This window comes from Microbacterium sp. M28 (assembly GCF_025836995.1).
GTDB lineage: Bacteria > Actinomycetota > Actinomycetes > Actinomycetales > Microbacteriaceae > Microbacterium.
On record NZ_CP107546.1, the window covers coordinates 649383 to 671999 of the forward strand.

21 protein-coding genes and 1 tRNA gene are annotated in these 22617 nt (G+C 69.4%); 16 read left to right on the forward strand and 6 right to left on the reverse strand.

Going from position 1 to position 22617, the window contains the following annotated elements; translation table 11 throughout:
* Positions 1–15: 15 nt before the first annotated feature.
* From OED01_RS03185 to OED01_RS03195, 3 genes are read left to right on the forward strand one after another with little or no spacing between them, the layout of a single operon-like run.
* Positions 16–321 (forward strand): DUF4287 domain-containing protein, encoded by a 306-nt coding sequence (locus tag OED01_RS03185; protein ID WP_264156954.1) that lies wholly within the window; start codon positions 16–18, stop codon positions 319–321.
* Complete coding sequence (locus tag OED01_RS03190) at positions 318–962, forward strand: dihydrofolate reductase family protein (protein ID WP_264156955.1); 645 nt, start codon at positions 318–320, stop codon at positions 960–962. The genes OED01_RS03185 and OED01_RS03190 overlap by 4 nt, the downstream gene beginning before the upstream one ends.
* A 46-nt stretch (positions 963–1008) precedes the next feature.
* On the forward strand, positions 1009–1962 hold the full coding sequence (locus tag OED01_RS03195; RefSeq protein ID WP_264156956.1) for a 1,4-dihydroxy-2-naphthoate polyprenyltransferase: 954 nt from the start codon (positions 1009–1011) through the stop codon (positions 1960–1962).
* A 19-nt stretch (positions 1963–1981) separates the two neighbouring features.
* Here OED01_RS03195 and OED01_RS03200 read toward each other — a convergent pair whose 3' ends face one another.
* Positions 1982–2257, reverse strand: a complete 276-nt coding sequence (locus OED01_RS03200) for a DUF4229 domain-containing protein (protein WP_264156957.1) — start codon at positions 2255–2257, stop codon at positions 1982–1984.
* Between the two features lie 168 nt (positions 2258–2425).
* Here OED01_RS03200 and OED01_RS03205 point away from each other — a divergent pair, with 168 nt between their 5' ends.
* The 3 genes from OED01_RS03205 to OED01_RS03215 all read left to right on the forward strand — a co-directional run bounded on the left by OED01_RS03205 (position 2426) and on the right by OED01_RS03215 (position 4920).
* Complete coding sequence (locus OED01_RS03205) at positions 2426–3637, forward strand: glycoside hydrolase family 76 protein (protein ID WP_264156958.1); 1212 nt, start codon at positions 2426–2428, stop codon at positions 3635–3637.
* A gap of 141 nt (positions 3638–3778) precedes the next feature.
* The gene (locus tag OED01_RS03210) at positions 3779–4786 is read left to right on the forward strand and encodes a helix-turn-helix transcriptional regulator (RefSeq protein WP_264156959.1); all 1008 of its coding nucleotides are present in this window, start codon (positions 3779–3781) and stop codon (positions 4784–4786) included.
* A 59-nt stretch (positions 4787–4845) separates the two neighbouring features.
* A tRNA-Met gene (locus tag OED01_RS03215) sits at positions 4846–4920 on the forward strand.
* A gap of 17 nt (positions 4921–4937) precedes the next feature.
* On the opposite strand, the gene OED01_RS03220 is transcribed toward OED01_RS03215, so the two are convergent.
* A complete protein-coding gene (locus OED01_RS03220) occupies positions 4938–6125 on the reverse strand; it encodes an alcohol dehydrogenase catalytic domain-containing protein (protein ID WP_264156960.1) in 1188 nt (395 codons plus the stop codon).
* Between the two features lie 274 nt (positions 6126–6399).
* Here OED01_RS03220 and OED01_RS03225 point away from each other — a divergent pair, with 274 nt between their 5' ends.
* Positions 6400–9912 (forward strand): SdrD B-like domain-containing protein, encoded by a 3513-nt coding sequence (locus tag OED01_RS03225; protein ID WP_264156961.1) that lies wholly within the window; start codon positions 6400–6402, stop codon positions 9910–9912.
* Between the two features lie 48 nt (positions 9913–9960).
* Here the strand turns inward: OED01_RS03225 and OED01_RS03230 are convergent, their stop codons facing one another.
* The gene (locus OED01_RS03230; protein WP_264156962.1) at positions 9961–10164 is read right to left on the reverse strand and encodes a CDGSH iron-sulfur domain-containing protein; all 204 of its coding nucleotides are present in this window, start codon (positions 10162–10164) and stop codon (positions 9961–9963) included.
* Complete coding sequence (locus tag OED01_RS03235) at positions 10161–11204, reverse strand: iron-containing redox enzyme family protein (RefSeq protein ID WP_264156963.1); 1044 nt, start codon at positions 11202–11204, stop codon at positions 10161–10163. The genes OED01_RS03230 and OED01_RS03235 overlap by 4 nt, the downstream gene beginning before the upstream one ends.
* A 182-nt stretch (positions 11205–11386) precedes the next feature.
* On the opposite strand from OED01_RS03235, the gene OED01_RS03240 reads away from it, so the two are divergent.
* The 3 genes from OED01_RS03240 to OED01_RS03250 are packed head-to-tail and all read left to right on the forward strand — an operon-like array spanning position 11387 to position 14330.
* Positions 11387–11731 (forward strand): PLD nuclease N-terminal domain-containing protein, encoded by a 345-nt coding sequence (locus tag OED01_RS03240; RefSeq protein WP_264156964.1) that lies wholly within the window; start codon positions 11387–11389, stop codon positions 11729–11731.
* Positions 11728–13437: a 2-succinyl-5-enolpyruvyl-6-hydroxy-3-cyclohexene-1-carboxylic-acid synthase gene (gene menD, locus OED01_RS03245; protein ID WP_264156965.1), complete on the forward strand. Its 1710-nt coding sequence runs from the start codon at positions 11728–11730 to the stop codon at positions 13435–13437. The genes OED01_RS03240 and menD overlap by 4 nt, the downstream gene beginning before the upstream one ends.
* Before the next feature lie 38 nt (positions 13438–13475).
* Entirely contained in the window at positions 13476–14330 is an 855-nt protein-coding gene (locus OED01_RS03250; RefSeq protein ID WP_264156966.1) for a PPK2 family polyphosphate kinase, read from the forward strand.
* A 111-nt stretch (positions 14331–14441) separates the two neighbouring features.
* On the opposite strand, the gene OED01_RS03255 is transcribed toward OED01_RS03250, so the two are convergent.
* Complete coding sequence (locus OED01_RS03255; protein ID WP_264156967.1) at positions 14442–15686, reverse strand: isochorismate synthase; 1245 nt, start codon at positions 15684–15686, stop codon at positions 14442–14444.
* A 67-nt stretch (positions 15687–15753) separates the two neighbouring features.
* Between OED01_RS03255 and OED01_RS03260 the strand changes: the two genes are divergently transcribed.
* From OED01_RS03260 to OED01_RS03285, 6 genes are all read left to right on the forward strand, one after another.
* Positions 15754–16344: a YgaC family protein gene (locus OED01_RS03260; protein ID WP_264156968.1), complete on the forward strand. Its 591-nt coding sequence runs from the start codon at positions 15754–15756 to the stop codon at positions 16342–16344.
* Between the two features lie 36 nt (positions 16345–16380).
* Positions 16381–17187 carry a class I SAM-dependent methyltransferase gene (locus OED01_RS03265; protein WP_264156969.1) on the forward strand — a complete coding sequence of 269 codons (807 nt, stop codon included), beginning with the start codon at positions 16381–16383 and terminating at the stop codon, positions 17185–17187.
* 36 nt (positions 17188–17223) lie between these two features.
* Positions 17224–18285: a polyprenyl synthetase family protein gene (locus tag OED01_RS03270; RefSeq protein ID WP_264156970.1), complete on the forward strand. Its 1062-nt coding sequence runs from the start codon at positions 17224–17226 to the stop codon at positions 18283–18285.
* A gap of 35 nt (positions 18286–18320) precedes the next feature.
* Positions 18321–19691, forward strand: coding sequence for an FAD-dependent oxidoreductase (locus OED01_RS03275; RefSeq protein WP_264156971.1), 1371 nt, complete (start codon positions 18321–18323; stop codon positions 19689–19691).
* A gap of 99 nt (positions 19692–19790) precedes the next feature.
* Positions 19791–20828, forward strand: a complete 1038-nt coding sequence (locus tag OED01_RS03280) for a hypothetical protein (RefSeq protein WP_264156972.1) — start codon at positions 19791–19793, stop codon at positions 20826–20828.
* Positions 20825–21877, forward strand: a complete 1053-nt coding sequence (locus tag OED01_RS03285) for an alpha/beta hydrolase (protein ID WP_264156973.1) — start codon at positions 20825–20827, stop codon at positions 21875–21877. Before OED01_RS03280 ends, OED01_RS03285 begins: the two co-directional genes overlap by 4 nt.
* Here OED01_RS03285 and OED01_RS03290 read toward each other — a convergent pair.
* The gene (locus OED01_RS03290; protein WP_264156974.1) at positions 21837–22475 is read right to left on the reverse strand and encodes a GntR family transcriptional regulator; all 639 of its coding nucleotides are present in this window, start codon (positions 22473–22475) and stop codon (positions 21837–21839) included. The genes OED01_RS03285 and OED01_RS03290 overlap by 41 nt on opposite strands.
* Positions 22476–22617 lie beyond the last annotated feature (142 nt).

Sequence of the window (22617 nt, forward strand, 5' to 3'; positions counted from 1 at the left end):
CAACCAGGAGAAACCATGTCCTTCCAGGCATACCTCGACAACATCGAGACCAGGACCGGTCTCACCCCTCGCCAGTTCATCGAGCTGGCGTCGGAGAAGGGATTCGGCGCCGGCACCAAGGCGACGCCGATCCTCGAGTGGCTCAAGGCCGACTACGCCCTCTCGCGCGGCTACGGCATGGCGCTCGTGCACGTGATCACGAAGGGGCCGCAGATCAGCACGAAGCACGTCGGCACCGACGGCACGCATGCCGACGCGACCGACACGCTGTGGCTCGACGGTCAGGCCACGAACCCGAACACGCCGGAGCTGGGCGCATGACCGTCCGCGTCGACCTCAACATCTCCCTCGACGGCTTCGCCGCGACCGCCGACCAGACTCCGGAAGACCCGATCGGGAAGGATTGGATGCGCCTCGTCGCCGCCTACACGGCGACCCGCACGATGCAGGCGCGCGTCTTCGGCGACACGTCCGGGGCCGGCACGACCGGCGTGGAGGAGAAGTACGCCTCCGCCTACTTCGAAGGCATCGGCGCCGAAGTCATGGGTGCAGGCATGTTCGGCCTGCACATCTACGGCGACGACCCCGAATGGCGCGGCTGGTGGGGCGAGGAACCGCCGTTCGGCTGCCCGGTCTTCGTGCTGACGCACACCCCGCGGCCGTCGATCGAGTTCGACAACGGCACGGTGTTCCACTTCGTGGATGCCGCGCCGGACGAGGTGCTCCGGCGGGCGACCGAGGCGGCAGGCGACGCCGACGTGCGCATCGGCGGCGGTGTCGATGTGGTTCGGCAGTTCCTCGCCGCCGGGCTCGTCGATCGGCTTCATGTCGCCGTCGTCCCGGTCGTGCTCGGCCAGGGCGCCCGACTCTGGGACGGTCTGCGCGGATTCGAGAGCGACTACGACGTCAGCAGCGAGGTCGCGGAGAGCGGTGTCACGCACGTGACGTTCCAGCGCCGCTGACGCCGGCTGCCACGGGGTGCATCAGCGCGGCCACTATGATTCCCCCGTGGCATCCAGCAAGCGATCTTCCAAGAAGCGTCCCCGTACCAGCGGCAACCCGGCCAAGCGACCCATCGTCGAGGCACCCCCGGTGACCTTTCGGGATTGGGTCGGCGCCGCGCGGCTCCGCACGCTGCCGCTCGCGATCGCTCCCGTCGTGATCGGCACAGGAGCCGCGCAGATCGTCGATCCGAATCTGCACTGGGTCATCGCGCTCGCCTGCCTCGCGGTCGCGGTCCTGCTGCAGGTCGGTGTGAACTTCGCGAACGACTACTCGGACGGCATCCGCGGCACCGACGCGCATCGGGTCGGGCCTGCTCGGCTCACGGCATCCGGCCGCGTCTCGGCGAAGAACGTGCTGATCGTCGCTCTCGTTTTCTTCGCGCTCGCCGCGGTCGCCGGGCTCGCGATCGTCGTCCGCACGCAGCAGTGGTGGATGCTGGCGGTCGGTGCCGTGAGCATCATCGCGGCATGGTTCTACACCGGTGGCAAGCGCCCCTACGGGTACTTCGGGCTCGGCGAGGTCTTCGTCTTCGTGTTCTTCGGCCTCGTCGCCACGCTCGGCACCACCTGGGTGCAGGCTTTCGCGTTGCCGCAGGAGGCGTGGCTCGGGGCGATCGCGGCAGGGCTGTTCGCGTGCGGCGTGCTGCTCGCCAACAACCTGCGCGACATCGATCAGGATCGTGTCGCAGGCAAGCGCACGCTCACCGTGCTGATCGGCAGGCGGGCGACACAGGTGCTGTACACGATCTTCCTCATCGTGCCTTTCCTGATCTCGAGCTTCATCGCCCTGCTGTACCCGATCGCCTGGCTGGCGCTGCTCGCGCTTCTGGCGGGCCTTCCGGCACTGGCGATCGTCTGGACGTACCGCAAGGCGAGTGAGCTCGTGATCGCGCTCGGTCTCACGTCGCTGACCGCGCTGCTCTTTGCCGGCGCGCTGTACTGGGCCTTCGTCGGCTGACGCGAGGTCGGGCGACCCGTCAGTCGGTCGCGGCGTCTTCGGCCGCGGCATCCTCTGCGGCCGTGTTCGGTCGCGTGCGACTGGTCGAGCGTCGTGCGTGGATGTCGGCGGACGCGTCCGTCAGGGGCCCCCGGAGGAACAGGAAAGAGATGCTCGCGCCGATCAACGCGGCGAAGATCGCGGTGAGCCACCAGTACTCGCGCAGGATCGGGAAGAACAGCCACATGATCGCGAGCGGAACGACGAACGCCAGCAGGCGCAGCACGGAGTACACGAGGAGCGGCGGGATCTTCACCCGTCAAGTCTAGGCGGCGCACCTGTGCGGGTTCCCGGGACGGATGCCGCACCGGAACGCGTCGAGTGCGAGGACCGATCGTTGACAAGAATTACTCAATAGTTTTTCGTTAAGCGCGTACGCCCTCGGCGATGATGCCGCGGGACTCACGGTATCGAAGGAGATCCAATGAAACGCGCAGTGTCGACCACCATCGCGGCCGCCGCACTCGCTGCCCTCTTCGTTCCGGCGGCCTCGTCAGCCGCCGCGACCACGATCCACCCGGCGGCGCACTCGGCCGCGGCGGAGAACGCGAACCGCAGGCAGGAGAACTCCGGCCGGGCGCAGGAGGCGTTCGCCGCGATGCAGACGGCCTTCCTGGTCGACGACGGAAGCGGCCTGTATCGCGAGCAGATCCCCGTCGAAGCAGAGGATCGTCCCTACGCGTTCGAGTGGCCCTTCTCGCAGGCGCATATCGCGATCGCCGACCTCGCCAATCAACCAGGCATCCACGGTCGCCAGTACGACGAGGCGCTCGTCGTCGCGGCCGCTGCTCAGGAGCACTACTGGGATGCGGACGGTGGAGCGACGGGACTCCCTGGCTACGCGTCCTACCCCGTCGGCGAGTATGGCGAGGGCGGCGACTACTTCTACGACGACAACGAGTGGGTGGGTCTCCTCGACGTGCAGCGCTTCCTCACCGACGGCGACGAAGCAGCGCTGTCGCGCGCGGAGGAGATCTTCGCCCTGGTCGTCTCGGGCTGGGACACCGATCCGACGCACCCGAACCCGGGCGGCGTCTTCTGGACGCAGGCGCCGTGGAGCAGTGACCGCAATACCGTGTCGAACATGCCCGGCGCGCAACTGGGCCTCCGGCTCTACCAGATCACCGGCGAGCAGTACTACCTGGACTGGTCCCTGCGCATGTACGACTGGACCAACGAGAACCTGCAGCGCCCCGACGGACTGTATTCGGATCATGTCGACCTTGCGGGAACCATCGAGCCGACCGTGTGGTCGTACAACCAGGGCGTCCCCGTCGGGGTGAACGTGCTCCTGTACCAGGCCACGGGCGACGAGCGCTACCTCGCAGAGGCCGAGCGCATCGCCGATGCCGCCTACCGCTATTACGTGACGGAGGGGCGTCTGGATGACCAGCCCGCCTTCTTCAACTCGATCTTCTTCAAGAACCTGCTTCTGCTCGAGTCGGAGATCGGCGGCACCACCTACCGCTCGGCCATGCAGGACTACGCCGACCGTGTCTGGGCCGAGCAGCGCGACCCCGCCACCGGGCTGTTCGTCTTCGATGGCGAGCACACCCAACTGCTGGAGCAGGCTGCGATGACGCAGATCTACGCCGTGCTGGCGTGGACGCCGTCGCAGTGGCGGAACCTGTACTGAGTCGGTATCCGGATCCGCACCGGATGGCCCGGCGCCGATCGGCGAAGCCGTCGGCGCCGGGCTGTGCCACGTCGTGATGGCCGGGGCATCGCGCGCGCATGCGGACAGATAGTGTCCGCATCATCTGACAGCCTTGAGCACATGACCGACACCACGTCGCGCGCTCTCGCGCTGCTGAGTCTGCTGCAGACGCACCGCCATTGGTCCGGCGCCGAGCTGGCCCGGCGGCTCGAGGTCACCGAACGCACCGTGCGACGCGACGTCGATCGCCTGCGCGAGCTGGGGTACCGCGTGGAATCGGCACCGGGAGCCGCCGGTGGGTACCGACTGGAAGCCGGCAGCGCGGTGCCTCCGCTGCTGCTCACGGACGACGAGGCCGTCACGATGGCGATCGGGCTTCGCGCGGCGGCATCGCAGCAGCTCGTCGGCGGTGCCGAGGTGACGCTGACGGCGCTCGCGAAGCTCGAACAGGTGCTCCCCCCGGCCCTGCGACGGCGGGTGAACGCGCTCGCCGCGGCCGTGCAGCCGGCGCGCATCGGCGAGGGACCGGCCGTGTCCCCTGTGGTGCTGGGAGAGCTCGCACTCGCATCGCGCGACAGCGAGCGCGTGCGCCTGCGCTACACCGACGGGCAGGGTGCGCAGAGCATCCGACGCGTCGAACCGCACGTGCTGTCGCCCGCCGGACGCAAGTGGTACCTGCTGTGCTGGGACCTCGACCGTGACGACTGGCGAACGTTCCGAGTGGATCGCATCGAGAGCGTCCAGCACACCCGGGTGCTGTTCGCCCGCCGCGACATCACGGAGGAGGAGGTCGCCGAGCGCATCCTGGTGGCGGCGTCCTGGTCGCCGCAGAAAGTCGAGGCGGACGTCGTCATGGACGTGCCCCTCGCGCGGATGGAGGAGTACTTCGGCGCCTGGGCGCAGGGAGCGACCGCCGAGGGCCGCGACCGCACGCGCTGGCCCGTCGGCGGCGCGGACTGGCGCGAGGCGCTGTACGGGATGCTGTACATCCCCGAGGGCGTGGAGTTCGTCACGGACCTCGCTGAGCCGGCGCGCTCGGAACTGCGCGAGTCACTCGTCCGCGTGCTGCGGGCGCTGGATGCCGAGCCGCCTGCGCCTCGTCATCCCGCGTCATCCACTGACTCATAGGGTTATCCCAGCTTCCGGATCTCGCCGGAGAGGTCACGGCCGGGTAACGTCGATCGCATCGCGGCGATCCGGTTGGACCGGGCCCCGGCTCATACCTGAGGGCGCTGCGGGTTCGACTCCCGCCGTCGCGTCCAGACAGCGGGGTGTCCGATCATGCGGACATTCCCGGATGCAGGACGACCTTGATGCAGCCCTCCTCTTTGCGCTGGAACGTCGAGTAGAGCATCGGGGCGTTCTCGAGCGGCGCATGATGCGTCGCGAGATCCATCACGCCGAGCGGATCGTGGGGATCCTCGACGAGCGGCATGAGGTCGTCGATCCACCGCTTGACGTTGCACTGACCGGCACGGATCGTGAGCTGCTTGTCGAAGATCGTCTTCATCGGCAGCAGGTCGGCGTCGCCGGCGTACACACCGCTGAGCGAGACGGTCCCGCCGCGGCGGACGAGGTCGATCGCGCCGTACAGCGCTCCGAGGCGGTCGATGCCGGCCTTCTGCATCACTCCGCGGGCGATGCCGTCCGGGAGCAGCCCGGTCGCGCGCTGGACGGCTGCGACGCCGCGGTGGCCGTGGGCCTCCATGCCGACCGCATCGATGACCGAGTCCGGACCTCGACCGTCCGCCGCATCGCGGAGCTCGTCGATGACCGTGTCGGTGAGGTCGTAGGCGAGGACCCCATGCCGCTCTGCCATGGCTCGGCGCTCGGGGACGGGGTCGATCGCGACGACGCGATGGCCGCGGTACACGCCGATCCGCGCGGCGAGCTGGCCGACCGGGCCGAGTCCGAGGACGGCCAGCATCCCGTCTTCGGGCACCCTGGCGTACTCGACGGCCTGCCACGCGGTCGGCAGGATGTCGCTGAGGAAGAGGTAGCGCTCGTCCGGCAGCGCCCCGCCGACGCGGATGTGGTTGTAGTCGGCGAGCGGGACGCGCAGCAGTTCGGCCTGGCCTCCGGGGACCTGACCGTACAGCTTCGTGTAGCCGAACAGGGCCGCGCCGCTGCCGTACTCCGTCACCTGTGTCGTCTCGCACTGGGACTGCAGGCCGTTGCGGCACATGAAGCAGTGGCCGCACGCGATGTTGAACGGCACGACGATGCGATCGCCGACCGCCAGCTGGGTGACCTCGGACCCGACCTCGACGACCACTCCCATCGCCTCGTGTCCGAGGATGTCACCGCGATCGAGGAACGGCCCGAGCAGTTCGTACAGGTGCAGGTCCGAACCGCAGATCGCCGTGGACGTGATGCGCACGATCGCGTCGGTCGGCTCCTGGATCGTCGGATCCGGAACATCCTTCACGGCGACCCGTCGGGTTCCCTGCCAGGTGAGCGCTTTCATCGGTCCTCCTTCGTCTCGGTCCGTCCGAGCCTGAGTCGCGAACACCGCTCCAGCGAGGCCCTTGACAGTGCTGTCCGAGCGCCGCAGGGAAACACACCTGCCGAATCGCGTAATGAATCGACGGTGACGACGTCTCATCAGTGACGGGCCACCCGAAGGTCCGTCGCTCTGGGTGCCGCGAAGGGCGGCATCGTCGCGAAGGCGCGTGTGAATCTCACGCGCCTTTCTGTGTGTTCGTGCGCTGTGGTGGCGTGCGTTGGGGACAAGGGGAGAAATGTCCAAGGACGATTCGGCGCGCCCGCGCGCGCGCACTTTCATGCACTGGCTGGCCGGGATCCTGGTCGCTCTGCTCGCCGTCGGAGGCCTCAGCACTCCGGCGTTCGCTGCGGGCGGCAAGGTCACGCTGTTCCCGGTCGGATCCGGAAGCGAGCACGACGGGATGCCGGTGCTGACCGAAGGCGGGACGTACGACCTGCAGATCGGCTACGGGAGCATGGACGACGGAGCGGTGGTCGAGATCGCCCTTCCGGAGGGGATCACGATCCCGGATCCTGCGCTCGTGGTGCCTGCGGGCAACACGGCGGTCGAGTCGCTCGCGATGAACGATGCGGGGCGCCTGGTCGTGACGTTCAAGGACCCGTTCCCGGCGGATGTCAACCAGGGTGTCCTCGATCTGCGGTTCACCGTCGACGTCGTCGAGCAGTCCGAGGTGCGCGACCTCGTCTGGGAGGTCGACGGCGAGCAGACGAAGCAGACCGTGATCGTGACCGACGAGGGCGACTCGCCGCGCGACACTGCGACCGCCGCGAACAAGTCGGTCTCATGGGTGTCGATCCCGCACACGGTCGTGGACGGCAGGGTGGTCCTGGACGAGAGCGTGCTGGACATCGAGCTCCCGTACACCGTGACCATCTCGAGCGAGCAGGCCCGTGAGGTCGTGCTCGCCGACACGCTCGGCGCACATCTCGCATTCGTCGACGGCTCGCTCGCCGGCTCCAAGGTCGTCCGCGACGTGAACGACCTCAACCCGGTCACCACGGCCATCGACGGCCTGCCCGCCATCTCGGGCACGACCTTCGAGCACACCTTCGCCGCCGAGGCCAACTCGGTCTACACGTTCACGTACAAGGCGCGCATCGCGGATGCCGCAGCGCTCGCCGCCGTGCGGGACGAACTCCAGGCAGCGTACGACGCGATCGACGAGGTCGACGGCGGCAGCTATACGATCACGTTGACCAATGCGGCCGACATCAACGGCGAGAAGCGCTCGGCCACCACGACCATCACCGGCTCGGTGAAGGGCCAGGAGCGCCCGGCGACCGGCCGCGCCTTCAGCAAGCACGTCGACCCGACGGCTGTGGCGCTCGACGAGCAGCTCGCCGCCGGTGCGACGCTGCCTGACGGCATCCCGGTCACGTACACGCTCGGCGCCGACCTGACCGTGTTCGCCGAGTTCGCGGACGGGCCGTTCGCGCTGAACCGCAACGTCGTCATCCGCGACACCCTGGCCGACCAGGCGACCTGGAACATCGACGACTCGGGCTTCCTCCGACTGACCGATCAGGACGGTGACGAGATCGTCCTCGCCCCGGCGTCCGGTCTGTCCGGCAACGCCGAGAACGCGATCGCGGCGGACGCGTACATCAACACCTACGTCGTCTCCGGGCAGACGATCTACGTGAACATCGGCAGGGACACCGCCAAGAGCTACACCCTCACGGCGAAGGCGACCATCCGATCGCTGACCGCGTGGCCGTCGTCCGACACGCAGTATGCGACCCAGTATCGAGTCGACAACACGGCCTACTTCGTCTACGCCGAGGGCCGCTACGAGGCGAAGGGCGCCTCGACGACCATCACGGTCCCGAAGGACACCACCGGCGGCATCGACGACCCGAGCAGGTTCGCGAAGACGACCAAGGGCGGCACCGTCACGGTCAGCTCCGGAACATCGGCGTCGATCCCGTATACCTTCACGATCGGCCAGGGCGTCGGGGATGCCGCGAACTCGCGCATCATCGACGACATCGATCATGACGTGTTCGACGTCACGGAGAAGACCCTCCCGCAGATCAAGGCGTCGCTGACAGGCATGTACGACTGGAACTATCCGCTGGACGGCGACACGTTCGACCTGTCGATCGACGACGCCGGCGACCTCGTGATCGCGCCCAACGCGGCCTTCCCGAAGGCAGCCTCGTGGGGTGCGACGGCTGTGGCGCCGTACACGGGGACGTGGAACATCACGCTCTCGCTGCCCACGCACGTGCTGCAGGGCAAGCAGACGCTGGACGTCGTGAACTCGGCACGCTACGAGGGCGCCGACCAGGAGATCGTCTTCACTTCGAGCTCCAGCACGACGGCCACGAGCTTCGGCAACGAGATGGAGGTGCGCAAGCGCGTGTACGACGCGGCGACCGGCACGTTCACGTCGAACCTCCGCGTCGGCACGGATGCCGACGGCGCACTGCTGCAGGACGAGTTCGTCTACCGCGTCGCGCTGATGCCGCACGGCACGTTCGCGCACATGGTCGAGGACGTCGTCGATCACCTTCCCGAAGGCGTCGAGTTCGTCGGCTTCGTGGCGGCGGACGATGTCGCGACGGGGGAGATCACGGCGGGGACGACGTATGCGATCCCCGGCTCGAAGCTCGTCGCTTCGTACGATGCCGATGCCGAGACCGTCACGGTCGAACGCGGGCCGGTGACGCCCGGCGCGACGACCGCGCTGCACTTCAAGGTGCGCATCGTCGACCACGAGCCGAACGTGGGCATCACGAACGTGATCGGATCCACCGGCGCGACGATCACCCCGACGAACGACTATCCGCTCAGCCTGCTCAAGCGCGACAGCACGAACGCGGCCACCCTGATCACGGATGCCGGTGCCCGGTTCTCGGTGCTCGCGGCGGACCGGAGCACGGTCGTGCTGAGCGATCTGCGCGTCACCGAGGGCAAGATCATCACGGCCGAAGGGAAGACGCCTGTCGTCGCCGAACCCGGTGAGTACTGGCTGCGCGAGGACGTCGCTCCGGCGGGATACGAGAGGGCGACCGAGCTGCGCCGAATCGTCGTGGGCGAGGACGGGGCGTCGGAGGATGTGGTGCTGTTCAACACGCCCGGTGCGACGGTGGAGCCCGAGCGGTCGTACGCCATCGGCGACGTCGTCTGGATCGACGCCGACAAGGACGGCATCCAGGATGATGCCGAGCAGGTGCTGCCCGGCGTGACCGTGGAGCTGTTCCGCGACGGCCAGGTGATCGGCACGACCACGACCGACGACCGCGGCCGCTACATGTTCGATGAGCTGCCGGCGGGGGAGTACCGGGTGAAGTTCACCCTCACGGACGAGCAGAAGCAGGTCTACGGCTTCACCGTGGCGGATGCCGGGGATGAGGATGCCGTCGACTCCGATGCGGATCCGGCGACCGGTCTGACCGCGACGATCGTGCTCGGCGCGGACAACACGCGACTCACCCACGACTACCCGTGGGGAGAGGTCCGCGCGACCGAGGGAATCGATCCGACGTGGGATGCCGGGGTGATCGTGCGGGACCTGGTGGATCCGGTGGATCCGGTGGATCCGGTGGATCCGGTGGACCCGACGTCGCCCGACCAGCCCGCTCCGGACACCGCCGGTGGCGTCGACCCCGCCCAGCCGGGGACGCCGGGCGTCAACGAGCTGCCGCGCACCGGTGGCGCGCTGCCGCTGGGGCTCGCCGTGACGGCGCTCCTGCTGCTGGTCGCCGGCGCGGCGGCCATGACCCGACGACGCCGCAGCGTGTGAGGTCGGAGTGCGGGGCGGCGCGCAGGCGCCGCCCCGCACGGCCGGCGATCAGTCACCCTCCGTGCGGAAGCCGGCCGCTTTGTGCGTCCCGTCGCAGAACGGCTTGATCATGGACAACCCGCATCGGCACAGGGCGACCGTGCGGCGGTTGCGCTGCACGGGTTCGCCGTCGGGCGTCCTCAGGTCGACGTCCCCGCGGACGAGCAGCGGACCGTCGGGGTAGGGCGTGATGGTCGCGCGTTCGCCGGTCATGATCCGGCCGCCGTCCGCAGCGACGATTCGCCTCGCGTCCAGGCATCCAGCAGATGCTCGCCGAACCAGCCCTCGACCGTCAGACAGGCGATCGCGCCGAACATGATGTCCGGGAGCAGATCCGGGCGGTCCTCGGCGAGACCTCCGGCCAGGTCCCGTGCGGCGATCTGCTCGTGCACCGCGTCCGCTTCGACGTGCTCGTCGAAGTAGTCGGTCACGTGTTCTCCGAAGCCGAGTCGGCGCAATCCGTCCGCATACATGCGGCTCGGGATCGACGACGTCATCTCGAACGCGGCGAGGTGACCCACGATGGCTCCGAGCAGGCGCCGGTTGAGTCCGAACATCGACATCATGTTGAGCGCGGCGAGCGTGATCGCCGGCACGTCATCGACGTACGCTGCGTAGGTGTCGTCCAGCCCGACGCCGCGCATGGATGCCGCGAAGATCGTCGCGTGCACGCGATCGGGCCGCCCGCCGCCGTATTCGTCCGTCTGGATCTCGACGAGTGCGGCCTTCGCGCGCCCTTGCAGTCGCGGGATGGCCCAGGAATGCGGATCCGCTTCGCGCAGCGTGTAGACGGAGCGCTGGATGAAGAACTCTCTGGCCTGGTCCAGCGTCGCGGTCCTGGCGAGGTGCCTTGACACGCTGGGACCTGCGTCGGCCGCGGTCAGCGCGAACAGCGAGCGCGCGACGGCATCGGCGGTCGGTTCCGGCAGATCGGGCTGCGGGATCTGTGCGCGGAGGGCCTGTTCGAATCGCTCCTCCAGCATCCGGCGGGTGCCGATCAGCTCCGGATCCCATTCCGTCTCCGGTGAGAACGCCTCGATCGAGCCGTACGCCGAGGCGTAGAGGGCGAAGAGCGCGAGCTGGATGTCGTCGTCGCGGATGACATCCTCCGTGCGTGCGAGCGCCTCGTCCGCCAACCGTCGATGGTCGCCGGCCTGGGCGTCACCGCTGAGATGCCGGAGGACGGCGGCGCTGAGCGGACCGCGATCCGAGAACGGGAGCCCGACGGCGGGAGCGATGGCGGTGAGCGACACGGTGATCTCCGATCCTGCAGCGATCGGCCGACCCGATCGTGTTCTCCGAGCAGTCTGCTCTGCGCGTCCGGCAGGGGGAACAGCCTTGACCGATCGGCGCGCGACAGGCTACAGCGGGGGCGCCGACGACCGGCGCGTCCCGTATGGGCCCGACAGGCAGGCAACCGGCCTAGACTGAGGGCGTGGTTCGACTGTTGTTCATCGGAGGCCTGCTGGCCCTCGTCTTCTGGGTGTTCAGCATCGTCGACTGCGCGGTGCAGCCGGCGACGCGGCACCGCGGCGTGTCCAAGGGCGTGTGGATCGCGATCGTGGTCCTGATCCCCGTCATCGGCGGCATCCTCTGGTTCACGATCGGCCGCTTCCGCGCCGGCGGCAAGGGCGCACCCCGCTCGGTCGCACCGGACGACGACCCTGAGTTCCTGCGCAGTATCAGCAAGACGGAGCAGGACGACCGCATCCGTCGTCTCGAGGAAGAGCTCGCCCGCCTGGACGACGAGAACGACGGCCCGGCGGAACCGCGGTCGTGACGGCCTCTCCGGCCACGGATGCCGCGGCTCGCCTGTTCGCGTCGCTCATCGGCCACGGCGTCCGCGACGTCGTGCTGTCACCGGGGTCCCGTTCTCAGGCTCTCGCGCTCGCCGCGACGCACTTCGCCCGGCAGGGCTCGCTGCGCGTGCACGTGCGGATCGATGAACGCGTCGCGGGTTTCACGGCCCTGGGCATCGCACGCGAGCAGCGCGTCCCGGTCGCCGTGGTGTGCACCTCGGGCACGGCGGTCGCGAACCTGCTGCCCGCCACGATGGAGGCGTTCCACGCCGGTGTCCCGCTTCTGCTGCTGACGGCGGACCGTCCGCCGGAACTGCGCGGAGTCGGTGCGAATCAGGCCACCGTCCAACCCGGACTGTTCGCCCCGTTCGCTCGGCTCAGCATCGACGCGCCGGTGCCGGGGGACGATGGCGACTTCGACTGGACGGCGCTCGGCGAACGCGCCGTGGCGGTCGCGCTCGGCGCGGAGACGGCTCCGTCCGAAGAGGTCGTCATCCGGCCGACCGCGGCGCCCATCGTGGGCGTCGCCGGTCCCGTACACCTGAACCTCCCCTCGAGGGAGCCGCTGTCCGCCGCGCTCTCGTCGTCGGCCATCGCGATGCCGGGGCCGGTGCCGGCCGCGGCCCCGATGACGCCGCTGACCGTGCAGCACGGGCCACGGACGCTCGTCCTCGCCGGTGCCGACGCCGGGCCCGACGCCGAGGCCGTCGCGCATGCGGGCGGCTGGCCACTGGTCGCCGAGATCGTCAGCGGCGCGCGCTTCGGGCGCGATCTCGTCCACGGTTACCGCGGACTTCTGCGGGACGACGCCCTCGGCGGACGCGTCCAGCGCGTGATCGTGTTCGGCCACCCGACCCTCAGCCGCGAGGCGACGGCGCTGCTTCGCCGCACCGACATCGAGATCATCGCCGTTCGATCGGGCGGAGAGGCGCTGGACCTCAACGGGCGCACGACACCCGTGGCATCCGTCGTCGTGGCGGAGGGCGAGCCCGATCGTGCCTGGCTCGGCTCCTGGCGCGCAGCATCGGCCGCGGCATCCGTCGACCTGACCGACCCGGCGCCGGATGCCGAAGGCCTGCTGTCGACGGACCCGGCCGTCCGACGCGAGGCGGTCGCCACCGAGCTCGCCGCCGTCCGCCGTCCGCTGGATCGGACGCTGCTCGCGGATGCCGTCTGGCGCGCGACGTGGCCGCACGACCGGCTCGTGTTCGGGTCGTCCCGACTCGTGCGCGCCGCGGACGCGGTGCTGCCGGGCAAGAAGGTACCCGTGCACGCCAACCGTGGACTCGCCGGCATCGACGGGACCATCGCGACGGCGATGGGCATCGCGATCGCGAGTCAGACCGGCGGCCCGGCCGGCACCACGCGCGTCCTGCTCGGCGACCTGACCTTCCTGCACGACGTCGGTGCACTGCTGCTCCCGCCCGACGAACGCGAGCCGCGGCTTCAGGTGATCGTCGGCAACGACCGCGGAGGAACGATCTTCGACTCGCTCGAGGTCGCCACGCAGGCACCCGTCGAGGATCTCGACCGCGCCTTCTACACACCGCACACCGTCGGCTTCGAACACCTCGCACGCGCATACGGCTGGGAGTATCAGCGCGTCACGACGCGGGCCGTCCTGGACCAGGTGCTCACGGCTCCTGCGGGCGGACGCCAGCTCATCGAGGTTCCGCTCGAGCGCTGAGCCTCGCCCGCGACGCCGCGGTCGGGCAGGATGGGCGCATGAGCACACACGGCTGGCACGCCGACGCATCCGAGATCCTTCGCGTGGACAGCGGATTCCGCCTGGAGAGGCTCGAGGCGGACAGCACGCCGGGCTATGACGGCGACAAGCATCGCGCTGCCAAGGATCTCGCGCACCGCGTGCAGGAACTCGGTGAGCTGCAGGAGCGGCTGTGGGCGCAGAGCCGAGTGGACGAGACGCGTCACGCCGTGCTGCTCGTGCTGCAGGCGATGGACTCTGCCGGAAAGGGCGGGATCGTCCGGCACGTGGTCGGCGGCGTCGACCCCCAGGGGGTCGAGCTCGCCGCCTTCAAGGCGCCGACCGACGAGGAGCGTGCGCAGGACTTCCTCCGGCGGGTCGAGAAGCGGCTTCCCTCGCCCGGCTACATCGGCGTCTTCGACCGCTCGCACTACGAGGACGTGCTGATCGGGAAGGTGCGATCCCTCGCGGATGCCGCCGAGATCGAACGCCGCTACGACGCGATCAACGCGTTCGAGTCGCGCGTCGCGGCATCGGGGACGCGCATCATCAAGGTCATGCTGCACATCTCCCCGGAGGAGCAGAAGGAGCGGCTCATGGAGCGGCTCGAACGTCCGGACAAGCACTGGAAATACAACCCCGGAGACGTCGACGAGCGGCTGCTGTGGCCGGACTACATGGCCGCCTACCAGACCGTGTTCGAGCGGACCTCGACCGATGCCGCGCCCTGGTATGTCGTCCCGGCAGACCACAAGTGGTACGCGCGACTCGCGGTGCAGGAGCTGCTGATCTCGGCCCTGCAGGACACCGACCCGCAATGGCCGGTCGCCGACTTCGACGTGGAAGCCGAGAAGAAGCGCCTCGCCGCGAGCTGAGCGACGCGCCGGCGGTTCACAACTCCTCAGAATCGATGGGTTCGCGCCGCCAAACGGCCGAGATCCAGCCGGAGTCCGGGCATTCATGAGGAGTTATGGACGGCGACCCGCCTAGGCCAGAGCGTCGACGAGCGGCCGGAACTTCACCCGGGTCTCGAGCAGCTCGGTCTCGGGGTCGCTCCCGGCGACGATTCCGGCACCCGCGTACGCGGTGACGGCGATCGGGGCATCCGCGTCGGCATCCGTGTCGAACTGCGCGCAGCGCAGCGCGATCGCCCACTCTCCGTCGCCCGCGGCATCCACCCACCCGACGGGCCCCGCGTAACGGCCACGGTCGAAGGGCTCGAGCTCGCGGATGGCGGCGATCGCGACGTCGGTCGGGGTCCCCGCGACGGCAGCGGTCGGGTGCAGCGCGCCGACGAGATCCAGGGCGGACTCTCCGTCGGACAGCTCGCCCTCGACGTCGGTCGCGAGGTGGAAGAGATTCGGCAGCTTCAGCAGGAAGGGCTGCTCGCTCGCCGCGAGCGCCCGCACGTGCGGGCGCAGCGCCACCAGCAGGCTCTGCACCGCGTACTGGTGTTCGTCGAGATCCTTGGTGCTTGAAGCGAGGGCTGCCGAGGCGACCGTATCCGCGTCCGGATCCGCACCGCGCCCTATCGTCCCGGCCAGCACGCGGGCGGTGACCGTGCCCTGCTGCGCGGTCACGAGGGTCTCCGGGCTGGCGCCGATGAGGCCGTCGACGGCGAACGTCCAGGTGTCGGGGTAGCCGGTCGACAGCGCGCGGACGAGGCGGCGCAGATCGGAGCCTGCAGGGATCGTGCCCGCGAGATCGCGGGCGAGGACGACCTTGCTGAGCTCGCCGGCGCCGATGCGCTCCAGGGCAGCGCCGACCGATGCCTGGTAGCCCTCGGGGGTCTGCGCGCCGGGGCCGACCGTCCCGGCCCAGTGCGGTCCGTACTCGCGTTCGGCGAGCGGTGCCGCGTCGCCGATGCGGGTGATCCAGCTGCGGCCGTTGCGCTTGCCGACGATGACCGACGGTACGACGAGGATGCTGTCGGCGGCGGAGTCCTCGTCGAAAGTGAGAGCGCCGAAGGCCACGAGACCGGATCCGGGCAGCTTCACGGTGTCGTCGATCTCGGCGTCCGCGCAGAGGCGACGCCAGGACTCGGCGGCGATCGCCGCGCGGGAAGAACCCTCGCCGGCTGCTACCCGGATCACCGCGGCGACACCGGATCCCGCCGCGACGAAGCCGTCGCCGCGGCGCAACCACGCGAGCGGAGCCTCGGGGTCGGCGTAGGCCAGCAGATCCTCGACCGGTTCGATCTCACGGGTCTGCACGACCAGGCTGTTGCTCACCCCTCCAGGATATGACCGTCGCGAAGGTGTCCCGGGCGCGGCCTGCGCCGCCGCATAGGCTGGCAGGATGAGCGAGCGCCCCGAACCCGGCACCGAGATGATCTTCCAGTGGCGCAAGTGGGACGGTTCGCCGCACTGGCGGCACGAGTGCGTCTACCTCGGAGCGGATGCCTGGGGCGACTGGATCGGCCAGCCCATCGGGTTCCACAGCTCGCGCCCTGGCGCGGCTTTCGACGCGGACGTGCCGAACGTCACCCTGATCCCGGCGGTCGACCATGTGGGTCAGCGCAACAAGGTCACGCTGCAGGCCGGTTCCGCGGACTACGCGCTCACGGTGAACCGCGACCACCCGCGCGATCTGCGCATCTACATCGACATCGCCTGGGATGTCCGCTGGTACGGCCCGCTGCTCGCCTCCGCGATCGACATGGACCTCGACGTGATCCGGCGCACCGACGAGCAGGGCACGTATGTCGACGACCGCGACGAGTGGGCCGAGCACAGCGCGCGGTTCGGATATCCCGCGGACGTCATGGCGCATCTGGAGGCGCTGACCTTCGATCTCGAGGATCGCGTGCGCCGGCAGGAGGCGCCGTTCGACGACGCGACGGCGGACGCCTGGCTCGACCGCCTCGTCGCCCTCGGTCTCGACCGCTGAGCCGTTCGGAACGGCGCCCCGCCATAGACTGGAACCGTGACTGAGCCCAACCGCGCCGACCTCGGCAAGGACCCGTCCCGCGTCAGCGGCATGTTCGATCAGGTCGCGGCCGGGTACGACCGCACGAACGTCGTCATGACGTTCGGCAATGATGCACTGTGGCGCGCTGCGTCCACGCGTGCGGTCGGGCCGAAGCCGGGCGAGCGCATCCTCGACCTCGGTGCGGGGACGGCGTCCTCGTCGGCATCTCTCGCCCGCAGCGGAGCCGACGTCGTCGCGGCCGACTTCTCGCCCGGGATGCTCGCCGAGGGGCGTCGGCGCCACGGGCACCTGCCGAATCTGTCGTTCGTCGAGGCCGACGCCACGGACCTGCCGTTCGAGGATGCCGAGTTCGACGCCGTCACGATGTCCTACAGTCTGCGCAACGTGCAGGATCCGAAGAAGGCGCTGCGCGAGCTCCACCGGGTGACCAAACCCGGTGGGCGACTGCTCATCAACGAATTCTCGACGCCGCCGAACCCGCTGTTCCGCGTGCTGTACCGCTTCTACAACGCGCAGATCCTTCCTCGTGTCGCCCGCCTGGCGGGGACGAACAGCGAGGCGTACGACTACCTGAACGAGTCGATCCGCGACTGGCCCGACCAGAAGGCGCTCGCCGCGTGGATCCGCGAGGCGGGCTGGATCGACGTCGCCCACCGCGATCTCAGCCTCGGCATCGTCGCGCTGCACCGCGCGACCAAGCCCGCCGCCCCTGCAGCGAAGAGCCGCCGACGGCGCGCGACCACGGCCGCACCGGCCGCCGGATCCACCTCCGGATCCACCTCCGAATCCGCGTCCTCCTGACCGAGCGACCCAGACGGTACGGGTAGGCTGACTCACGTGACTTCGAGCCCCATCGCTCCGGGTTCGCGCCTGGCGAGCCGACTCGGCTTCAGCGACCGCGTCTTCATCGGCCCTGCGGCCCGGCGCGTCGCGCGGGAGATCGAAGACGGCCTCGAACTGGTCGAAGAGGGCCTCGCCGTCGACCTCCGCGTCGCGGACTCCGTGGCGGATGCCGCGAGCCGCTACCTCCTCGAAGCGGGCGGCAAGCGCGTTCGTCCGGTGCTGACGCTGTTGACCGCGCAGCTCGGCGACGGCAACACCACGGCCGTCATCGACATCGCCAAAGCGCTGGAGATGACGCACCTCGGCTCGCTCTATCACGACGACGTCATGGACGGCGCCGACCGCCGCCGCGGCGTCCCCGCCGCGCATGCGGTGTGGGGCAACAGCGTCGCGATCCTCACCGGCGACATCCTCTTCTCCCGGGCCAGCCAGCTCATGTCGCGCTATGGCGATCGTGCCATCCGTCTGCAGGCCGACACGTTCGAGCGCCTGGTCCTCGGACAGCTGCACGAGACCGTCGGCGCGCAGCCGGGCGACGACCCGATCGAGTTCTACATCCAGGTGCTCGCTGACAAGACCGGTTCGCTGATCGCGGCCGCGACCCAGGCCGGTGCGCTGTTCTCGAACGCGCCGGAGGAGTACCACGAGCCGTTGCGGGTGTACGGCGAGAAGGTCGGCGTCGCCTTCCAGCTCATCGACGACGTGATCGATCTGTCGGCCAAGCCGGAGGACACCGGCAAGGTACCGGGTACCGACCTCCGCGCCGGAGTCCCGACGATGCCCTACCTCCTCCTGAAGGCACGCGAGGACGCCGAGGCGCAGGCTCTCGCGGCCCGCATCGACGACGGCGTCGCCCGCATCGCGGAAGGCGTCGACCCCGGCATCCTCGATGAGCCCCTGGCCGAACTGCGCGACCACCCCGTGACGCAGCAGACTCTCGAACTCGCCCGTGCGTGGACGAGCGACGCGGTCGCCGTGCTCGCTCCGCTCCCGAAGGGCACCGTGCGCGAGGCGCTGACGCGTTTCGCCGAAACCCTCGCCGACCGCAGCAGCTGACGCTCGCCGGTCGCAGCAGCATCCGAAAGGGAATCATGACCAAGCTCAGGCTGGCCATCGTCGGGGCAGGCCCCGCAGGCATCTACGCCGCGGACATCCTGCTGAAGACCGAGCGGTCCTTCGACGTGTCGATCGATCTGTTCGAACAGCTCCCCGCGCCGTACGGTCTCGTCCGCTACGGCGTCGCACCGGATCACCCACGCATCAAGGGTGTCATCGGTGCCCTGCGCGACGTGCTCGATCGCGGCGATATCCGGGTCTTCGGCAACGTCCGCTTCGGCGAGGACATCACGCTCGCCGACCTCAAGAAGCACTACAACGCGGTGATCTTCGCCACTGGCGCGATCCGCGACACGAGCCTGGACATCCCCGGCGTCGACGCCACGGGCTCCTTCGGGGCCGCCGACTTCGTGAGCTGGTTCGACGGGCACCCCGACGTCCCGCGCGAGTGGACACTGGATGCCGAATCCGTCGCTGTCCTCGGCAACGGCAACGTCGCGCTCGACGTGGCGCGCATCCTCGCCAAGCACGCCGAGGACCTGCTGCCCACCGAGATCCCCGACAACGTGCACGCCGGTCTCGAGGCGTCCAAGGTCACAGACGTCCACGTCTTCGGCCGTCGCGGTCCCGCACAGGTCAAGTTCACGCCGCTCGAGCTGCGCGAACTGGGCGAGCTGCGCGACGTCGACATGGTCGTGTACGACGAGGACTTCGACTACGACGAGGCATCCAAGGCCGCGGTCGAGAGCAATAAGCAGGTCAAGGTCATCGATCGCGTCCTGCAGCAGTGGCGCACCCGGCCGGGGGCGAACAACGCCGGCGGCGAGGCATCCCGCCGGTTGCACCTGCACTTCTGGGCGCGTCCGGTGGAGATCAGGAAGGATGCCGATGGCCGCGTCTCCGCGATCGTCTACGAGCGCACCCAGCCGGACGGCTCCGGCGGTGTGCAGGGCACGGGTGAGATGCGCGAGATCGCGATCGGCCAGCTGTACCGCGCCATCGGCTACTTCGGCTCGCCCCTGAAGGACGTGCCGTTCGACAAGAAGCACGGCGTGATCCCCAACCACGAGGGCCAGGTGCTCGCGAAGGATTCGAACGAGCGCGTTCCCGGCGTCTACGCCACCGGATGGATCAAGCGCGGCCCCGTCGGCCTGATCGGTCACACGAAGTCCGACGCCATGGAGACCGTCCAGCACCTCGTGAACGACCAGGGGTCGTGGTGGCAGCCGGAGGACCCGTCCGAGGACGCCATCCCGGCTCTGCTCGCCTCGCGGAACGTCGCATGGACGGACCTCGACGGCTGGCACCGCCTCGACCAGCACGAGATCGCGCTGGGTGCCCCGCACGGCCGCGCCCGCATCAAGGTCGTCGATCGCGACGAGATGGTGCAGATCTCCCGCGACTGACCTGCTTCGGTCATGCATGCGGCGAGGACGCGTGGGCCCGCCGCCGCAGGCGTGACCGGGCTCCCGCGTCTATGCCGTCTCGTGGCTTAGTCTGGCGTCATGCTCCGACGTAAGTGGTGGGTTCCGATGCTCGCTGTTGTGCTCGTCGTTGCGGCCGGTTGCGCTCCGGCCGCGACTCCGTCTCCGTCGGATCGGACACCCGACGCCGTCGATACGTCGACCCCGACCCCGACCGCGGCGCCCGCAGGCGCGCCGCAAGCGGCGTTCGATCTGTCCTGCGACGACGTGGTGTTCGCGATGACGGAGCTCTTCGGCACCCCGTCGGCGCCCGTCGCCGAGCACCTGTGGCTGAAGGAGTCTCCGAGCTGGTATCCGGGGCCTGCGCAATACATGTTCGCCCGAGCCGGCGGCGCGGTGTGCGCGTACGACGACGGCGAGACATCATGGCAGATCACGGCGAGCACCGGCGCGCAGGACGTCCTTGATGACCTGGCCGCCAATGGGTACACCGACGGGGACCTGGCGCCCCGGTGCGATGACGGGCGCTGCGCGGTCCTCGTCCGCGACGGAGACATCCTCGTGGAGGCGACGGTTCTCGGCCCCGAGATCACCGAGGGCGATCTGGAGCCCGTTCGCGCGGCGCTCGTCGGACTCGCTGCGCAGGCTGCCGAAACGGTAGAGCCCGTCGAGGTCGCGCCCAGCCCGATCGCTGGCGCCGCGTGCGATCAGTTGCTCGCGCCGGAGACACTCGCATCGACGTGGGACGTCCCGGCGCAGCTCCACTCGGAGTTCGGCGGTTGGGGCATCCCGGCAGCTGTCTACTGGAAGCAGGGCGGCGCTCGAGCCTGCCTCTATCTCGAAACGCCCGGTGCGTACGACGGCGAGCACTACCTCACGCTGACGACGCTGCCGGCCGGTCGCTGGGCGGCTGAGTTGCCGACCGGACGCTCCGCAGTCGATATCGAGGGTGCCGATGCCGCGTACTCCGGTGAGGAGGAGTACTACGATGATCTGCCGTTCATCGACATCGTCGTCGGTGATGACTGGGTGCGCGTCTCCGCGCCGGGGCGATCCATGGACGATCTGATGGCGGTGGCTCCGCTCGTCGCGGCTAACATGACCGCATTGGGCACATGACTGCGTGGACGCCCGACATCCTCGGCGACGAGTTCGAGCAGCTGACTCTGCCGCTCGGGTCGGATGCCGAGGGCGACGTCGTGGCAACCCTGGTGCGCGCGCTGCCGACGCCGCCGCAACCGGAGCCCACCGGCTGGGACCGGCTCGTGCAGCGGCTGCGCGGCAGGCCCGTGCCCGTGCCGACCAGGGATCTGGCCGACGTCGACGTGCTGTACATCCACGGCTGGTCCGACTACTTCTTCCAGAAGCGCCTGGCACGGTTCTGGGCCGGCCGCGGAGCTCGGTTCTTCGCCCTGGATCTGCGCAAGTACGGTCGGAGCCTGCGCGAAGGCCAGACTCCCGGGTACATCGCGGATCTCACGGCCTACGACGAGGACATCGCGGCCGCGCTGGATGCGATCAGGGATGGCGCGGCATCCGGGCGTCGTCTCGTGCTGCTCGGGCATTCCACCGGCGGGTTGATCCTGAGCCTGTGGGCCACGCGCCACCCGGGAAGGGCCGCTGCGGTGATCCTCAACGCGCCGTGGCTGGAGTTCCAACTCGGTCCGGTCCGCCAGGCGATCGCGCCGATGGTCGGGTGGGGTGCCAGGGTACGACCGCTGGATGCCGTGCCGCAGGTGGACCTCGGCTTCTACACGCGTGCGCAGGCCGAGGCGGCGGACCCCGATGATCCGGTCGAGGTGAATCTCGCCTGGCGGCCCGAGTACTCGATGCCGGTGCACACCGGCTGGCTGCATGCGATCCTCGCCGGTCACGCGAAAGTGGCTGCCGGCCTCGCGATCGATGCCCCGGTGTGCGTGCTGCTGTCGGCCAGGACGGCGGTGCCGACCCGCTGGTCCGAGGAGCTGACCCACGCCGACAGCGTCCTCGTGGTCGATGACATCGCGAGGGCCGCGCTCAAGCTCGGACCGTCCGTGACGGTCGAACGCATCGACGGTGCTCTGCATGACGTGTTCCTGTCGCGCCACGACGCGCGCGAGGACGCCTACCGCCGGCTGGACCGCTGGGTCACGGGGTGGGCGGCGTCAGCCCGTGGATCGCGCGGCTGACCTGCTCAGCAGCATCCGGGTCGCCGGTGCGCAATGCCTCGCGGAGCTCGGCGTGAAGTCCCAGCGTGGCAGCGCGGTCGTCCGGAGCGAGGTGGTGCAGGTTGCGTGCCAGTGCCATGCTCGCCTCACGCAGCAGGCTGTGCTGCAACGCATTGCGCGCGAACTCCGAGAGCCGGCCGAACAGCGCCTTGCGCGCGAGTGAATAGGCGGTCGGGTCGTCGATCGTGGCGTCCAGCTCGTCGATGAGGGTCGACGCCACGTCGCGCTCGTGCTCGGTCATCCGCTCCGCGGCGAGACGCGCGACGAAGCCCGCCTGGAAGCCGGCGAACTCGCGGGAGTCGGCGACGATCTGATCGGTGAGGGGAGTCACCTCGGTGTACCTGCTCGGGTACATCCGGACCAGTCCGATGCGTTCGAGACGCTGCAGCGCCTCTCGGATCGGCATGCGCGAGACATGCATCTGCAGGGCGAGCTCCGCGTCCCTGATGCGTTCGCGCGGTGCGAGTTCCCCTGTGACGATGGCCGCGCCGAGCTGTTGGAACACCTCTTCCGCCAGCAGCCGCTTCGTGCGTCCGATCCGTCGTGCTTCCCCAATCATCGATCGTGCCCCCAGTACTTCGATCCGGTCCGCCACGATGCGTCCCGGAGGGCCACTACATCACGAACGGCTCTCCGATGCCAAACTCCGGTGTGCTGTGGCCGGCGGACGTCAGACGCGCCGGCCGGCCACAGGAGGTGCC

Bases quoted from the DNA above. Each gene is read 5' to 3' on its own strand.
- OED01_RS03185 (WP_264156954.1), top strand. From the start codon at position 16: ATGTCCTTCCAGGCATACCTCGACAACATCGAGACCAGGACCGGTCTC.
- OED01_RS03190 (WP_264156955.1), top strand. From the start codon at position 318: ATGACCGTCCGCGTCGACCTCAACATCTCCCTCGACGGCTTCGCCGCG.
- OED01_RS03205 (WP_264156958.1), top strand. From the start codon at position 2,426: ATGAAACGCGCAGTGTCGACCACCATCGCGGCCGCCGCACTCGCTGCC.
- OED01_RS03210 (WP_264156959.1), top strand. From the start codon at position 3,779: ATGACCGACACCACGTCGCGCGCTCTCGCGCTGCTGAGTCTGCTGCAG.
- OED01_RS03220 (WP_264156960.1), bottom strand. From the start codon at position 6,125: ATGAAAGCGCTCACCTGGCAGGGAACCCGACGGGTCGCCGTGAAGGAT.
- OED01_RS03225 (WP_264156961.1), top strand. From the start codon at position 6,400: ATGTCCAAGGACGATTCGGCGCGCCCGCGCGCGCGCACTTTCATGCAC.
- OED01_RS03230 (WP_264156962.1), bottom strand. From the start codon at position 10,164: ATGACCGGCGAACGCGCGACCATCACGCCCTACCCCGACGGTCCGCTG.
- OED01_RS03250 (WP_264156966.1), top strand. From the start codon at position 13,476: ATGAGCACACACGGCTGGCACGCCGACGCATCCGAGATCCTTCGCGTG.
- OED01_RS03260 (WP_264156968.1), top strand. From the start codon at position 15,754: ATGAGCGAGCGCCCCGAACCCGGCACCGAGATGATCTTCCAGTGGCGC.
- OED01_RS03275 (WP_264156971.1), top strand. From the start codon at position 18,321: ATGACCAAGCTCAGGCTGGCCATCGTCGGGGCAGGCCCCGCAGGCATC.
- OED01_RS03280 (WP_264156972.1), top strand. From the start codon at position 19,791: ATGCTCCGACGTAAGTGGTGGGTTCCGATGCTCGCTGTTGTGCTCGTC.
- OED01_RS03285 (WP_264156973.1), top strand. From the start codon at position 20,825: ATGACTGCGTGGACGCCCGACATCCTCGGCGACGAGTTCGAGCAGCTG.
- OED01_RS03290 (WP_264156974.1), bottom strand. From the start codon at position 22,475: ATGATTGGGGAAGCACGACGGATCGGACGCACGAAGCGGCTGCTGGCG.